Source organism: Nitrosarchaeum sp., from assembly GCF_025699065.1.
In the GTDB taxonomy this organism is placed as follows: domain Archaea; phylum Thermoproteota; class Nitrososphaeria; order Nitrososphaerales; family Nitrosopumilaceae; genus Nitrosarchaeum.
Window position 1 is genome coordinate 128,461 of record NZ_JAILWF010000002.1, and the last position, 13,662, is coordinate 142,122.

17 protein-coding genes and 2 tRNA genes are annotated in these 13,662 nt (G+C 32.4%); 11 read left to right on the top strand and 8 right to left on the bottom strand.

Annotated elements, in window-relative coordinates; translation table 11 throughout:
* The first annotated feature begins 43 nt into the window (after positions 1-43).
* Genes K5782_RS02925 through K5782_RS02935 form a run of 3 tightly spaced genes read left to right on the top strand, consistent with a single transcriptional unit; the run spans position 44 to position 2,996 of the window.
* Entirely contained in the window at positions 44-1,573 is a 1,530-nt protein-coding gene (locus K5782_RS02925; protein WP_179365726.1) for a cbb3-type cytochrome c oxidase subunit I, read from the top strand.
* A gap of 12 nt (positions 1,574-1,585) precedes the next feature.
* Positions 1,586-2,551 (top strand): plastocyanin/azurin family copper-binding protein, encoded by a 966-nt coding sequence (locus K5782_RS02930; protein ID WP_297463917.1) that lies wholly within the window; start codon positions 1,586-1,588, stop codon positions 2,549-2,551.
* A gap of 1 nt (position 2,552) precedes the next feature.
* Positions 2,553-2,996, top strand: a complete 444-nt coding sequence (locus K5782_RS02935; RefSeq protein ID WP_297463918.1) for a COX15/CtaA family protein — start codon at positions 2,553-2,555, stop codon at positions 2,994-2,996.
* Here K5782_RS02935 and K5782_RS02940 read toward each other — a convergent pair.
* The gene (locus tag K5782_RS02940) at positions 2,986-3,510 is read right to left on the bottom strand and encodes a hypothetical protein (protein ID WP_297463919.1); all 525 of its coding nucleotides are present in this window, start codon (positions 3,508-3,510) and stop codon (positions 2,986-2,988) included. The two genes, K5782_RS02935 and K5782_RS02940, sit on opposite strands and share 11 nt — an antisense overlap.
* Positions 3,511-3,603: 93 nt before the next feature.
* On the opposite strand from K5782_RS02940, the gene K5782_RS02945 reads away from it, so the two are divergent.
* Together K5782_RS02945 and K5782_RS02950 are read left to right on the top strand one after the other, a co-directional pair.
* Entirely contained in the window at positions 3,604-4,209 is a 606-nt protein-coding gene (locus tag K5782_RS02945; protein ID WP_007549525.1) for an SRPBCC family protein, read from the top strand.
* Between the two features lie 59 nt (positions 4,210-4,268).
* Positions 4,269-4,342, top strand: a tRNA-Lys gene (locus K5782_RS02950).
* 148 nt (positions 4,343-4,490) lie between these two features.
* Here K5782_RS02950 and K5782_RS02955 read toward each other — a convergent pair.
* On the bottom strand, positions 4,491-4,904 hold the full coding sequence (locus tag K5782_RS02955) for a response regulator (RefSeq protein WP_297463921.1): 414 nt from the start codon (positions 4,902-4,904) through the stop codon (positions 4,491-4,493).
* 163 nt (positions 4,905-5,067) lie between these two features.
* On the opposite strand from K5782_RS02955, the gene K5782_RS02960 reads away from it, so the two are divergent.
* The gene (locus K5782_RS02960) at positions 5,068-6,861 is read left to right on the top strand and encodes a HAMP domain-containing sensor histidine kinase (RefSeq protein WP_297463923.1); all 1,794 of its coding nucleotides are present in this window, start codon (positions 5,068-5,070) and stop codon (positions 6,859-6,861) included.
* 11 nt (positions 6,862-6,872) lie between these two features.
* Here K5782_RS02960 and K5782_RS02965 read toward each other — a convergent pair whose 3' ends face one another.
* Genes K5782_RS02965 through K5782_RS02975 form a run of 3 tightly spaced genes read right to left on the bottom strand, consistent with a single transcriptional unit; the run spans position 6,873 to position 8,584 of the window.
* Positions 6,873-7,427, bottom strand: a complete 555-nt coding sequence (locus tag K5782_RS02965) for a class I SAM-dependent methyltransferase (protein ID WP_297463924.1) — start codon at positions 7,425-7,427, stop codon at positions 6,873-6,875.
* A 38-nt stretch (positions 7,428-7,465) separates the two neighbouring features.
* Entirely contained in the window at positions 7,466-7,627 is a 162-nt protein-coding gene (locus K5782_RS02970) for a hypothetical protein (protein WP_297463925.1), read from the bottom strand.
* Positions 7,628-7,669: 42 nt separating this feature from the next.
* The gene (locus tag K5782_RS02975) at positions 7,670-8,584 is read right to left on the bottom strand and encodes a branched-chain amino acid transaminase (protein ID WP_297463927.1); all 915 of its coding nucleotides are present in this window, start codon (positions 8,582-8,584) and stop codon (positions 7,670-7,672) included.
* 122 nt (positions 8,585-8,706) lie between these two features.
* On the opposite strand from K5782_RS02975, the gene K5782_RS02980 reads away from it, so the two are divergent.
* The gene (locus K5782_RS02980; RefSeq protein WP_297463928.1) at positions 8,707-8,904 is read left to right on the top strand and encodes a hypothetical protein; all 198 of its coding nucleotides are present in this window, start codon (positions 8,707-8,709) and stop codon (positions 8,902-8,904) included.
* 149 nt (positions 8,905-9,053) lie between these two features.
* Here K5782_RS02980 and K5782_RS02985 read toward each other — a convergent pair whose 3' ends face one another.
* Positions 9,054-10,469, bottom strand: a complete 1,416-nt coding sequence (locus tag K5782_RS02985) for an aspartate kinase (RefSeq protein ID WP_297463929.1) — start codon at positions 10,467-10,469, stop codon at positions 9,054-9,056.
* Between the two features lie 42 nt (positions 10,470-10,511).
* A complete protein-coding gene (locus K5782_RS02990; protein ID WP_297463931.1) occupies positions 10,512-11,534 on the bottom strand; it encodes a glycosyltransferase in 1,023 nt (340 codons plus the stop codon).
* 79 nt (positions 11,535-11,613) lie between these two features.
* Between K5782_RS02990 and K5782_RS02995 the strand changes: the two genes are divergently transcribed.
* Positions 11,614-11,688: transfer RNA gene (locus K5782_RS02995), tRNA-Val, on the top strand.
* A 96-nt stretch (positions 11,689-11,784) separates the two neighbouring features.
* Here K5782_RS02995 and K5782_RS03000 read toward each other — a convergent pair.
* Positions 11,785-12,216: an AsnC family transcriptional regulator gene (locus K5782_RS03000; protein ID WP_297463932.1), complete on the bottom strand. Its 432-nt coding sequence runs from the start codon at positions 12,214-12,216 to the stop codon at positions 11,785-11,787.
* 83 nt (positions 12,217-12,299) lie between these two features.
* Here K5782_RS03000 and K5782_RS03005 point away from each other — a divergent pair, with 83 nt between their 5' ends.
* From K5782_RS03005 to K5782_RS03015, 3 genes are read left to right on the top strand one after another with little or no spacing between them, the layout of a single operon-like run.
* Positions 12,300-13,286, top strand: a complete 987-nt coding sequence (locus K5782_RS03005) for a cytochrome c biogenesis protein CcdA (protein ID WP_297463933.1) — start codon at positions 12,300-12,302, stop codon at positions 13,284-13,286.
* Positions 13,283-13,420 (top strand): YHS domain-containing protein, encoded by a 138-nt coding sequence (locus K5782_RS03010; RefSeq protein ID WP_297463935.1) that lies wholly within the window; start codon positions 13,283-13,285, stop codon positions 13,418-13,420. The genes K5782_RS03005 and K5782_RS03010 overlap by 4 nt, the downstream gene beginning before the upstream one ends.
* Complete coding sequence (locus tag K5782_RS03015; protein WP_297463936.1) at positions 13,417-13,638, top strand: thioredoxin family protein; 222 nt, start codon at positions 13,417-13,419, stop codon at positions 13,636-13,638. The genes K5782_RS03010 and K5782_RS03015 overlap by 4 nt, the downstream gene beginning before the upstream one ends.
* Positions 13,639-13,662: the final 24 nt, after the last annotated feature.

The window sequence follows — 13,662 nt, forward strand, 5'->3', positions numbered from 1 at the left end:
TGCTAACTCTTTTATCTAAACTTTCAAGTGAGGAGAATTATCAATGGTTCTAGAATTACAAAAGCCACGTCCAATTTGGCAAATAATGTTTTCTACACATCATACTGATGTAGGCTTACTATACCTCATCACATCTCTTGCATTCTTGTTTATGGGTGGTGCATTAGCACTTGCAATTAGAGCAGAGCTGTTCTTCCCTGGAGCACAAATCATCACAGATGCTATGACCTTTAACAGAATTTTTACCGTGCATGGAACAACACTGATCTTCTTGTTTATCATACCATTTGCATCGGCAGTTGGTAACTACTTTGTACCAATTATGGTACGATACAAAGACATGGCATATCCAAAATTAAATGCAATAGCATTTTGGATGATTCCTCCTTCTGGTGCTCTAATTTGGTTAGGCTTTGCTGACTTTACTTGGTATGCAACTCCGCCATATTCTATTATCAGTGCACCTGGTCCTGCAGCAGATATGTGGATATTTGGCCTAAAGATTTTGGGAGTCTCTTCAGTATTGGGAGCAATTAACTTTGTTGTTACTATTCTAAAATGTAAACATCCAGACATGTCAATTGGACAAGTGCCCTTACTTGCTTGGTCATTTTTAACATCATCTTTAATCATTATTGTTGCAATTCCAACATTTGCTGCAGCCTTGTTGATGTTGTTAACTGATAGATTAGGAGTATCTGGATTCTTTAATCCTGCAATGGGTGGAGATCCAATTGCATATGCACACTTGTTTTGGTTTACATTCCATCCTGAAGTGTATGTGCTAGTCATTCCAGCAATTGGAATGATGTATGAAATTATTCCAAGATTTTCAAGGAAACCAATCTTTAGTCACAGTTCTGGAATCTTTGCCTTTGTATTATTATCAATAGTTAGTTTCTCATCTTGGGCGCATCACATGTATGCTACAGGAATGTCATTTACTGAAAAAACAGTATTTATGATTGGAACACTAGCTGCAGTACCGGCATCTGCAATGCACGTCTTTAACTTTATTGCAACAATGTGGAATGGTAGAATAAAGTTTTCAACACCAATGATGTGGGCAGTTGGAGGAATTGCATTATTCTTCTCAGCAGGAGCAGGTGGAGTAGTAAATGCTGCAATGCCACTTGACTTTCAGACACATGACAGCTATTGGGTAGTTGGTCACTTCCACCTCTTTGTAATGGGAACAATCGCATTTGGCTCTATAGGTTATCTATACTACATGTTCCCATATGTTACTGGTAGAATGTATAATGAAAATATGGGTAAAGTTCATTTTGTAATGTCATTTGTAGGAACAGTTCTAGTATTTTTCACACAACACGTCCTTGGTCTATATGGAATGCCAAGAAGAATTTTCGATTATCCTCCAATCCCAGAATGGATTGCTATGAACCAAATTGCATCCGTAGGTGCTATGATTATTGGTGTCAGTATGGTAATATTTTTGATAAATATGATTCACAGTTCTGCAAAAGGAAAATTAGCAGATACAGACGATCCGTTCAACTTGGGTGGCAAATACTATTATCCATTTGAATCAAAGAATCCACATCATCATTAGGAGAAATATGAAATGAATCAAGACACTCAAAATATTTACAGAACAACCCCTGCAAGAACTGGAAAAATGATGGCCATAATGTTGGGCATTTGTATTGTTGGTGGTGCAATATTTTTTGGCATGTGGGATTACTGGACTTCTCAACCAGCACCTGTAGTTGCATTAATGGCAGGCGAATCTGAACATGGGCTTCAACCAGGTGTAGCAACTGGAAAACATATCGAAGTTACTTTGAATTTTGTTGAATCATCTGATTTTAGAACATTAGCGTTTAATGCATTACCTGGCGAAGAAGGACACAATCCTGTTATTAATGCAAATGTTGGTGATGAAATTGTATTTAATGTAGCAAATGTTGGAAAGTCGTTTCATTCATTTGGTGTAACTAAAGCATCCGAAGGATTTGCCGGAATTATTCCAGGAAGTGAAATTGCATCTGCAAACAATCCATTAAAACCTGGTGAAGATGGAATGTCTGAATTTATTCCAGCTGAAGAAGGAACTTACTATTACATCTGTACTGTTCCTGGTCATAGAGAACAAGGAATGGTCGGAGAGATTATAGTTAGTGCCGCAGAAGCTGGAGATGCACCAAAGGCTGCAGCAGCTCCAACTGGTGTTCACCATGATTTTAGTGTAGACTTTGTTGAATCATCTGATTTTAGAACATTAGCGTTTAATGCATTACCTGGCGAAGAAGGACACAATCCTGAATTTCGTGTAAATTCTGGTGATGAAATTACATTTACTACTGTAAATGCAGGTAAATCATTTCATTCATTTGGAATTGTATCAAATCCAGAAGACTTCAATAATGTTCTTTGGAACTCTGCTATTGCATCTCCAAATAATCCTTTAAAACCAGGTCAAGATGGTAGTGTAACATTTACTGCAGGTGCCCCAGGAACTTACTATTACATCTGTACAGTTCCAGGACATGCATTGCAAGGAATGCAAGGTTCATTCATAGTAGAATAGATTGGCTCTAAAATATCTGGCATTAACATCACTAGTAATTTTGTATTCTCTTATGTTTATTGGTGGATACATTTCATCGGCTGGACTTGGACTAACATGTCCTGAATGGCCATTATGTCCAAATGGAATAATGCCTAATGAAGAATATTTTATTGAATGGACTCATAGATTGATTGCTGCAACTACCGGTGCTCTTGTAATTGCGACTACAGTAGGAAGCTGGATTAACAAAAATGCTGGACGAAAGATGCGATTTACTAGTACTTTTGCATCTACACTTGTAGTTACTCAAATTACACTTGGTGCACTAGTAATTGATCTAAAACTACACGCTGTACTTGTTGCAATTCACTTGGGTGTTGGAATATTACTATTTTCAATGGTTTTACTAACCACATTATTTGCATTTAGAATTGCAAAAAAACCAATAGAATCTACAGTTTAGACTTTAATTTTATTTTTTTTGGAATGTAGATATATGCTATGACTATTCCTAATGTAATGGCTCCAAAAGTGATTGCCATGATGAAAATATATCCAAATGGATTTTGCGTACCCATGTTAAAAGTATAAGTAAGAACTTCTGGGCTACCTTCCATATCATATAGATCAACTTTTACAATATGATTTCCTGAATTTTTCCAAACATAATCTGTTTCATAATGACCTCCTTTGTGTAACTCTGGATTGATTGCATCGATTTGTTGATCATTATAAAAAAATCTAACCCCCATAGTAAACTGATCTACTTCATTAAATTCACTATCTCCAACTCTAAATAATATCTGAGATTTTTCTCCTATCTGTGGAAATTCTGGTAGTGTTGCAACTTGTACCCTATACCCACCAAGAAACTCTTCAGCAGAATTAAACATTGAATGAGCATATGCGTCAGAAAATAAGGGAATGCTAATTGTAACTAACATAAACATAATGATGACTGATCGTACTTTTGTCATTATGAATTCTATAATTTTGCATAAATATAGTGTTAATCAATTTTTGTTGGAAAATCTTCAAAACCTTTAAATCCTTATTGGCAAGACACTGAAATGTTGACTATCGTAAGCAAATCAATCGATATTAAAACACCTATAGAAAATGTATTTACCTATTTTGCAAGACCGGAACACGTTTCTGATCAAATCAAAAATGATGCAGTAGGCATGACTGTAATTCCTATGGATATTAAAGAAGGAATGGGTGTAGGAACAACATTTAGAATAATTGGTGACTTTAATGGTAAACGATTAGAATGGGATTGTGAAACAACTGAATTTGTCAGAAATGAAAGAATCTCTGCAAAACAAATTTCAGGACCATTTAAGCACTGGAAAATTACTAATGAATTCAAATCATTAGGTGACAATTTGACCAAAGTAACAATGTCTGTAGATTACGCAATGCCATTTGGTCCATTAGGAGCAATTTTGGATAAAGCAAAGTTTGCAAAATCTGCTGAACGTGGAATGGAAACAGCACTTTACAATGTTAGAGGACTACTTGAAGGAAATGGTTCAATTCCAGTATACATCACATTAGATGCATACCAAAAATTACTTGCTGAAAAGAAAAAAATGAATGATGTTCCAGTTTCAACAGCACTTACTGCAATTCTTGAAAAATATGCTGAAATTGAAGCAAAAGCTCAAAATTAAATTTTCATTTCTATAACAATCTTAAGATTAATAACAACTCGAAGATTTTCTATTTTTGTGGGTCTATGGCGCAGCCAGGTAGCGCACCGGACTCTTAATCCGGTTGTCGTGGGTCCGAATCCCACTAGACCCGCTTTTTTGTTAAATTAATTTCAATGTGAAAAAAATTTTAAAATAATTTTAATTTTGTAAATCTGATAATAATTCTAAATCTAATTCAAACTCTTTTGGCAATCCTTTCCACCAATTATTATCTGTCATTCAAAATGTCTTGTAATTTGTTAGCTTATAGATCTTTCTAAATCTGGATTAGATGTTGAATTTTTATTCTCTGAACTTTTACAATATTTTTTTGCCAAGTTTAATAACTCATCTACTCCAATTGGTTTTGAAATTACCGAAATCAAACCTTGTTTAAGAGCTAGTTTATTTTTTTCATAAAATTCAGAATATCCTGTTACTATTACCACCTTTGCATTTTTATCAAATTCTATAATTTGAGAAAATGCATCATAACCATCCATTTTTGGCAAGATTCCATCCATCACTACTAAATCAGGACGTATATTCTTGTATTTTGATATGGCCTCCTCACCATCAATGGCTGTTTGAACACTAAATCTATTGATTTCCAGTGTTTCTACATACAAATTTAATAATTCTTCATCATCTTCAACAATTAAAATCACTGTCATGTTCTCAGTATGATGCTCTTAAGATATTAATTAAATTTAGGATTGTAAAATTTAATACAAATAAGTAATTTTTCTCCTTCGCTAATCAATTAATGCGTAAATCTCACAAAAACATATTATCTAATTACTACACTAATCTATGTGAAATTAAGAGGTTTCATTTATGGATAATTTAGAATATAAACACAATAAAAGTAAAAAAGATCATAATCCCATTATTTTTCTAGCATCTGTTTTATTGGGAATAACACTCCTTTATCAGGTAAAGCCGTTTTTAGAAGACTCGCAATTTATCTTGATTTCTATCCCTGCATATGCAATTATTCCTGGAATATTGATTTTATTTTCATTTATTCTTACAATCAAATTATACAAACAGAATAATTTTCAATCAAAGGCATTTGCACTCTTTACCATAGGTGTTTCATTTTGGTTTATCGCAGAACAAATTTGGTTTATCTATGAAGATATCTATAATGTAGATCCTTTTCCTTCAATTGCTGACATTTTTTATGTAGGTGCATATCCATTTTTTGTTGGCTTTCTTTTATTATCATTAAAGCCAATCAAAAAATTAATAACAAAAAAGATTTGGTTATTTGCCTTTTTGCTATCACTTTCATTTGTAATTCCATCTATGATAGGATATTTTAATTCATTTGATGAAGATGAAGGATTAGATGTTTTTTCCAAATCTGTTTTATTATTATATCCTATAATGTCTGGATTTCAATTAGCTCCTGCTATTGTTGGAATTTTGTTTATGGTAAAAAAAAGCATTAACTATTCATGGATGTTAATGTTGTTTGCATTTCTGATTTATAGTGTCTCTGATACATTCTATCTTTTTTCAGAATTAAATGGCACATATCATGATGGACATCCTGTTGATGTAATGTATCTGTATAGTTATATTTTGTTAATATTTTCTGTTTATAGTCGCATAAAAATTTCCAATAATTCTGATATTCATAATAATGAGATATTTTTTAATGAAAATATAAAATTTGAAACTATTACAAAGTATGGTATTCCGCTGACATTGATGATATTTTCAATGATTGTTGTTATCTCTATGATCAATGTGTTCTACTTAACTCCTCAAGAGGAATTATCAGTTGAATATGTTGTATTTGGAGTTATTGCAATACTTATTGTGTTTACTGTTATAATTCTCACAATTAACAGAAATCTCACAAAATTTGTTCAAATGAAGACTGTAGATCTTGAAAAACAACGAAGTAGTTTAGAAGAGCTAATTGAAGAAAAAACACAAGCAGTACTCAAAGCTGAAAGATTATCTGCTATTGGAGAACTATCTGGTCGTTTAGCACACGATCTAAGAAATCCATTATCTGTAATGAAAATGTCTGTTGATTTGATAAAACAACATCCTGCAGATGCAAAAATTTCTGATACCGTCATTACTAAAAGACTTGAATTAATTGAAAAAAGTATCGATAGAATATCTCATCAAGTAGATGATGTGTTAGGTTATGTTAGAAATTCTCCATTAAAGCCTACTTCTGCATCTCTTAGAGAATTAATTTTAACATCAATTGACAAGGTCAACGTGCCACATGATGTTATAATTACTGTCTCAGATACTGATGTAATTATAACTTGTGATGTAGTGAAAATTGATGCCGTTTTCATTAATCTTATTGTGAATGCAATTCAGGCAATGAATCAGGGAGGTACACTTGAAATAAATATTAAAACATATGGTGATTATGCTGTTATTGATTTTATTGATTCAGGTTTAGGTATTCCTGAAGATTTTATAAATAAAATATTTGAACCTCTATTTACTACAAAACAAAAAGGAACAGGACTGGGTCTAGCTAGCTGTAAAAATATTATTGAACAACACAATGGAAGTATTACTGTAAAAAATAACCCAACTACATTTACAATCAAAATACCAAAAACATATGATGAGTTAGGTAGACAATAATCTCGATATTTCTAAAGTTTTCTTAAAAGCGTAAATCTGCTTTTGTCTGGTTCTATTTCTTCATGCATATCCACATTACTGATTATTTTTACTTTATACTCTAGCCATCTTTTTTGCATATTTCTAAATTTAGAATTATTATTGATTTGTTTTTCTGATTCGTCATATCTTTCACAGTTCATAATGTATTTTCTAGATACTCGATACATTTCAGAAATTCCTTTCTCTAAAACATCGTCTTCAAGATAGTTCAATAGCTGATGAGTAAATACAAAATCAACTGATGAGTTTTCAAAAGGCAAGTCTATAATTGATGCTTTTTTAAAATTAACCGTTGGTTTTTTTGATTTTGCAATATCTAATGCGGTGTCGTTTAAATCTGCACCATACACATCAAATGATTCAGGAAATAATCGTAAATCAATCCCGGTACCGCATCCTATCTCTAATACACTTGTACAACGCAATGAAACTACCAAATCTCTGACAAACTTTGCAAATTCTTCATTGAATTTGTATTCGTTTTCGTTTGCATATTTATCCCAAAACTCTTTATCATAATTCATAAAATGTTTTCATTTGTCTTGTATTTGATATTATTTGTTTAATGTTGACACTTACAGGGAACAAGTTTTGTATCAAATGTGCAATCATGAGGTCCGTCTGATCTGTTATCCATTGGAATCTCTTTCATGCAATCATCATGGCGACCTCTTCTACAAAACCAGCAGATCTCTTCTGTATTTCCAGTTGAGCAAGATTCCATACTTGTATTGCTATATTTGTGGGTAAAAAACTTCTTGGAATGTTAGATAAAGGTTAACCATGGTAAAAATCTCTCATCTTTTCCCATTGTGACATCTGAAAATAGTTTTTGTAATTCTTTTGTGGTCTTTCCCATCTTTGCATTTCCAATTATCACTTTATCAATTTGTGTAACTGATTTTACTTCCGCAGCGGTTCCTGTCATAAATATCTCATCAGCAGAATACAAATCTCCTCTTTCAAGATCTCTTTCTATTACATATCCGCCATTTTCTTCAATGATTTGGATTACACTATCACGCGTAATTCCTTCTAAACCTCCTGCTGAAAGTGGGGGAGTTTGAATTGTATTGTCTTTTACAATGAAAATATTCTCTGCGCTGCCTTCTGCAACTTTTCCATTTATGTTTAACATTATTGCTTCATCATATCCATTCTCTAGTGCTTCGACTCTAGCTAGTGCAGCATTTGCATAGTTTGAAGCTGCTTTTGCCTGCATTGGTTGTGATCTAGAATCAATCTTTATCCAACTTGAAACTTTACATTTTGCGCCAGAGAATTTTCCAGCCTTCCCTTCTCCCATGTTCCATTCCCAACAAGCAATTGAAACATCAACTTTGTTTGGAGTTGGTGTAAGGCCCATTGTACCAAAACCATAGTATGCCAATGGTCTAATGTAGCATTCTTTTAACCCGTTAGCTTTTACTGTTTTAATTATTGCATCTGTTATCTCTTTTTTTGAATATTGCATCTTCATAGAATATAATTTTGCTGAATTAAACAGTCTGTCTACATGTTCTTCTAATCTGAAAATTGCTGATCCCTTTGGTGTATTATAACATCTAATCCCTTCAAAGATCGATGTTGAATAATGCAAGGCATGAGTAAGTACATGTACTTTGGCATCTTTGAATGGTACTAATTTTCCATTCATCCAAATTTTGCCAATTTCCTTCATAGGAAAGAGAAAATATTATGCCAATTTAAAGAATATCTTTGGGATTGGTAGAATTTATTCAAAATTGTTTATGATGTTGATTACTCTGCAAGTCCTAAATACAGCATAAACCAATTTAGATTATGGAGTGGGTATTAGGTTTTTCTGCAATTATTCTTTTAATCGTGGGTTTGGTTGGTCAGGCATTTGAATTAAGAAAAATTAGAATTGATTCTACTCAACTAGGCTCAGCTAATATTTTTCTTAACAAGAAAAATTTCAAGTGGTATGCAATAATTATTGTAGGCATGATTATTTGGTATATAGCTGAGCGTATGTGAAGATTCTATATAGATCACATCTATATACTTGAAAATGCTAGTATTATTATCGCGTGTTTAGGGTAACGCCGGACTAAATCTAGATAAGGTCCAAGAACAAACCCTTATTGGCGGTAAAGGTGAAAACCCTTAACGCCTCTTTAACTCAATTAAATAAAATTAATCTTTGATATTTCTTGATGAATCACGTTTATAGCTTTTCTGATACTATCTTTAGAATCTTCAATCACAATAATTATTCTTGAAGTCTCTTCTTGTGCATCCATATTCAAAATGTTTAATCCTACTTCACCAATCTTTGCACTAGTTCGTGATGCTACTTGTTGTACTCTCCACATCTCATCTCCGATTAGTGTTATTACCCCTCGGTTGTATGTAATTGATGCAAGTGGATCAAATCCAAGGAAATATTTTTCATTTCTTTTAACGTAATCTGCATCTAAAAATAATATTCTTGAAAATTCAACACCATCTTTAGTAAATGGTGATAAAATTATGTATTCGCTATAGCGTTTGTCTTTTTCTAATGATACTAGTAATTTCTGTGCTGCATTTGTTTCAATTTTAAAAATTGCACAATTTTCTTTTCCCGTTACAATCTTGATTGGATGACCGTTTTTACTATCTGGAACTCGTTTAATTGTAGTAGTTTTTGATGGTTCTTTCATATTTGTAACAATAATTGGCATATCTACTCCGTTTTCTACGATCTCTTTGATTGCAATAGGATCCAAAATTTTCATTCCAAACATTCCTGCTAGTCTTGCTTCATTGTATGATAATTCATCTACTTCCGTCAATCCATTTTCAACAATTTTTGGATCTGCAGACACTACAGAACTGTCTTTTTCAAAATCTATTCTGGTTTCATATTTTTTATGAAATAGTATTCCAAGATCAGCTGCAGTTCTATCGGAACCTCCTCGTTCATACGTAGTAACTACTCCCTCTGGAGTTTTTCCTATAAAGCCTCCAATTGCAACTACCTCGTTTTCATCTACTAGTTCAGCTGTTTTTCCAAGATTTTCTCTTGATTTAGATGCAAGAAAATTTGTTGATTCTATATTATGATCCGTTATTATTGGCCAGTCATCATAACTTACTGCGTTTGATTTTATTCCATTACTTCTTAGAATATGATTCATTACATGTGAAATTAGAATTTCTCCTGAAAATGCCAATGATCGTGAACGTACCTCATTTGCAAATTCTTTTTTTAATAATGCTTCATCTAATGCCGTTTCAGCTTTTTTTAGGAACAAATCTATGCTTTTTTGACAATCTTCTTTATTTTCAGAATTTACAAATTTCATGATTTTTTCATAACATGATTTTATGACATCCAAATTTGCTTTTTTACCACTTTCAACATTTCTTCCCTGCTCTAAGATTACATCTGTAAGTGAGCGTTTTTTTCCATTTTGAATTGTAAGTGGTGCTGAAAATACGGCAATAATTTTAGAATCTTTTTTTAAATCATTAATTCTGTCTATAATTAGTGGTATTGAAATGCCATCAATGCCAATAGCACTACCACCAAATTTGGCTACGACTAACTTTGTCATGATACTTTAACAAAAATAATTGGTTATCTATTAAGGATTGGATCAAGATTGCATCAATTTTTTGATTATGTTGTATGCATTAATTGCTCCACTAGTCTGTACTGGATTTCTCCTCTGCTCTAGTTTTTCAATGATTAATTTGTCGATTTTGTAAATATCCTCAAAAACAAACCCTTCTTCTTTTGCGTTATCTTCTTGTTCAAAATGCCCCTTTATTGGAATAAAAATCCCAGGCGTACCATACACTTTTGATTCATCTATAGTTGATTTTCCTGCAAGCGATACTATCACGTCTGCTGCAAAAATTATCTCATGGAGGTTATCTACAAATCCCAAATTTCTTACAGTTTCTCCAAATTTTTTATTCAAAGATGGACCTAAAACTATTACTACATCAATATCGTTTTTTATTTTTGAAATTGATTCTATTGTTTTTTCAATTAGATATATGCCGGCATCTGTTCCTCCTACTGAAATCACTATAGTTTTTTTATCAAATGAAAACTTTTTCCGAAGTTCGTCTCTAGAAAAACTTGTTTGTCTTACAATTGGTCCAACTCTTCTGATATTTCCCTCATCAGTCCCATTTTCAGGAATAATCACAGTATCGCAATTTTTCATAATTTTCTGCATAGATCTATTCATCCTTTTTTCAATAAATGATGTTATGCCATTTACAAAATTAGTTTGTATGATATCCGTAATCAAGACAGTCGGTATTTTTTTATTTTGAGCCACAGTAAGTGAAGCAAAGTCTTCATCACTTACAATTAATCTTGGTTTATCTTTTTGTATGATCTCTTCAGAAATTTTTTTACATCTTTTATAGTATTGATAATAATTCCAAAGCCATCTAGTTGAATTTTTTAGCTTTCCGTTTTCTATAATAAATGATGGAGGAATATACACATCTTCAACTTCAAAATTTAAATTTTTTAGAATTTTTGTAGCACTACTTCCTGTGATAAATTTAGTAGAAATGTTTTGAAAATTATTTGCAATTGCTATGTCTCTTGTAACATGGCCTAATCCTATTGGACTAGAAAAAAAATCTAAATCTATCATATTTGTATGAAATTCTGATCAAATTTCTAGATTATTACTTGTCTCAAAGTTTAAATGGTTTTTAACAAGGTAGGTTTTCGGGCTCATGGTCCAGATCGGTTATGACGTCGCCCTTACACGGCGAAAATCCAGGGTTCAAATCCCTGTGGGCCCATGTCCTTTTTTAGGAATAAAATTAGATGCAAATTCTTGTTTTGTGATATGTGTTGCAAGTGGAACTTTTTACAGAAATGGTTTTAGGTATTAATTTTCATGTTTCTTGATTCAATGTTTTTATTCTTCCTTTGTATTTTTCTTTGTACAAAGATCTACAAGATGTACAACAAAAGAATCTCTCAAAATTTGCAATTTTAAGAACATGCGGTTTGTCCAAAATTGGACCCTTACACAAATCACATGTCATTTTTAAAATCATATTTTTTGTTATTTTTACATCATGTTTTTTTGTTGATCTTGTCTTTATGTTTTCAAAATATTTTTCAGTCTTGTCTTCAAGCATTCCAAGATCAATTATTGGCGATATGGATTTTATCAATCCGACATTTACCAATCTCTCATATCTTGCTTGAACAGTAGGTGTACTTACTTTGATCTCTCTTGATATCTGTCTAAATGATTTTCTTCCGTCTTTTATCAGTGATTCAATTATTGCAATATCCATATCGTCTGGCTGAAATGGCACATGCCTAATTACTTGTGAGAATATTTATCATTTTACAATTGTAAAGTACACTATTATTGTATACGCATCTTCATAGATTATTCATGTCACATCAAATCACAATAAAAAAATCTCTTGTTCTTACTTTGTTTATCTTATTTTCTCTAATTTTTGTTGGCGGCGTATTTGCAGCTACAAATGAAATTGCAATTGGTGCTGGAAATGAATTATCTTATCCTTCATGGCTAATGATTGCTTATCTAGCTGGTCTATCCATGATAATTTTACCTTGTACACTTCCGCTAGTATTCATTATTGTCCCTCTTAGTATGGGTAAAGGTGCAAAAAAAGGACTTGGTATGGCCATATTATTTGGTATAGGTCTTACGATAACAATTGCATTTTATGGATTTGGAATTGGTGTACTTGGTCAAACGGCTGATTTGGATCGTATTTCAGTTTTTATGTTTTTGATTGCAGGTATTGCAGCATTTCTTTTTGGTTTGTCACAGCTAAAGTTATTTGAATTAAAACTACCTACGTACTCTGGTACTCCCAACTTTATTCAAAAACGAGGAGATTATTCAAAATCATTTTTCATGGGATTGTTATTAGGAAATGCAGGTGTTGGTTGTCCAAATCCTATGTTTTATTGGTTATTAATTTACATCGCAGGAACTGGTAATATGGAGATAGGTGCAAGTCTAGGCGCAGTACATGGAGTAGGAAGAGCAATCCCTTTAATTCTTTTATCTGTCTTGGCAGTCATTGGCGTAAATGCTACAAAAGGAATTACTGCAAACAAAATAACAATTGAAAAACTTACTGGATGGATGTTGATAGTGCTTGGAGCATTTTTAATAATTAATGGTATACCTGGTGGTCATGAATGGTATGAATCTACATTTGTACACATTGCATGGAATAATTTTGTTTCAACATTATCTCTTCCTCCAGAATTTCATATTAGCCAGCATACTCATCACTATGATATTCAAATGCCACAAGAATTTGCTCCTGTTTTATTTAGTGCACTGCTTATATTTCCAATCATATGGTATTTTACTCGAAAAAAGGAAATGATAACATGAAAGATCCTGTTTGTGGAATGGATGTTGGAGAAAAAGGTGATTTGTTAGAACATGAAGGAAAACAATATCGATTTTGTTGTGCTAGTTGTAAATGGGCTTTTGAGCAGAATCCTAAACAATTCATAAAATCATGACTGTGCTGGTTCTCACCACTCCTGGATGCTCTAATTGTAATGTGCTTGAAAAAATGTTAGATAAACTAGGCATAAAATATGATCTTATTGATGTAACTGAAAAACCGGAATATTTGGAAAAATACCCTATATTTATGGCACCTGGTTTAGTGATTAATGGAAAACTCGAGTTTACTGGTATTCCCAAAAAAGAAGATTTGGAAAAAAAATTCTCTTAGTCTCGCTAATGTTTTTTACTCTGT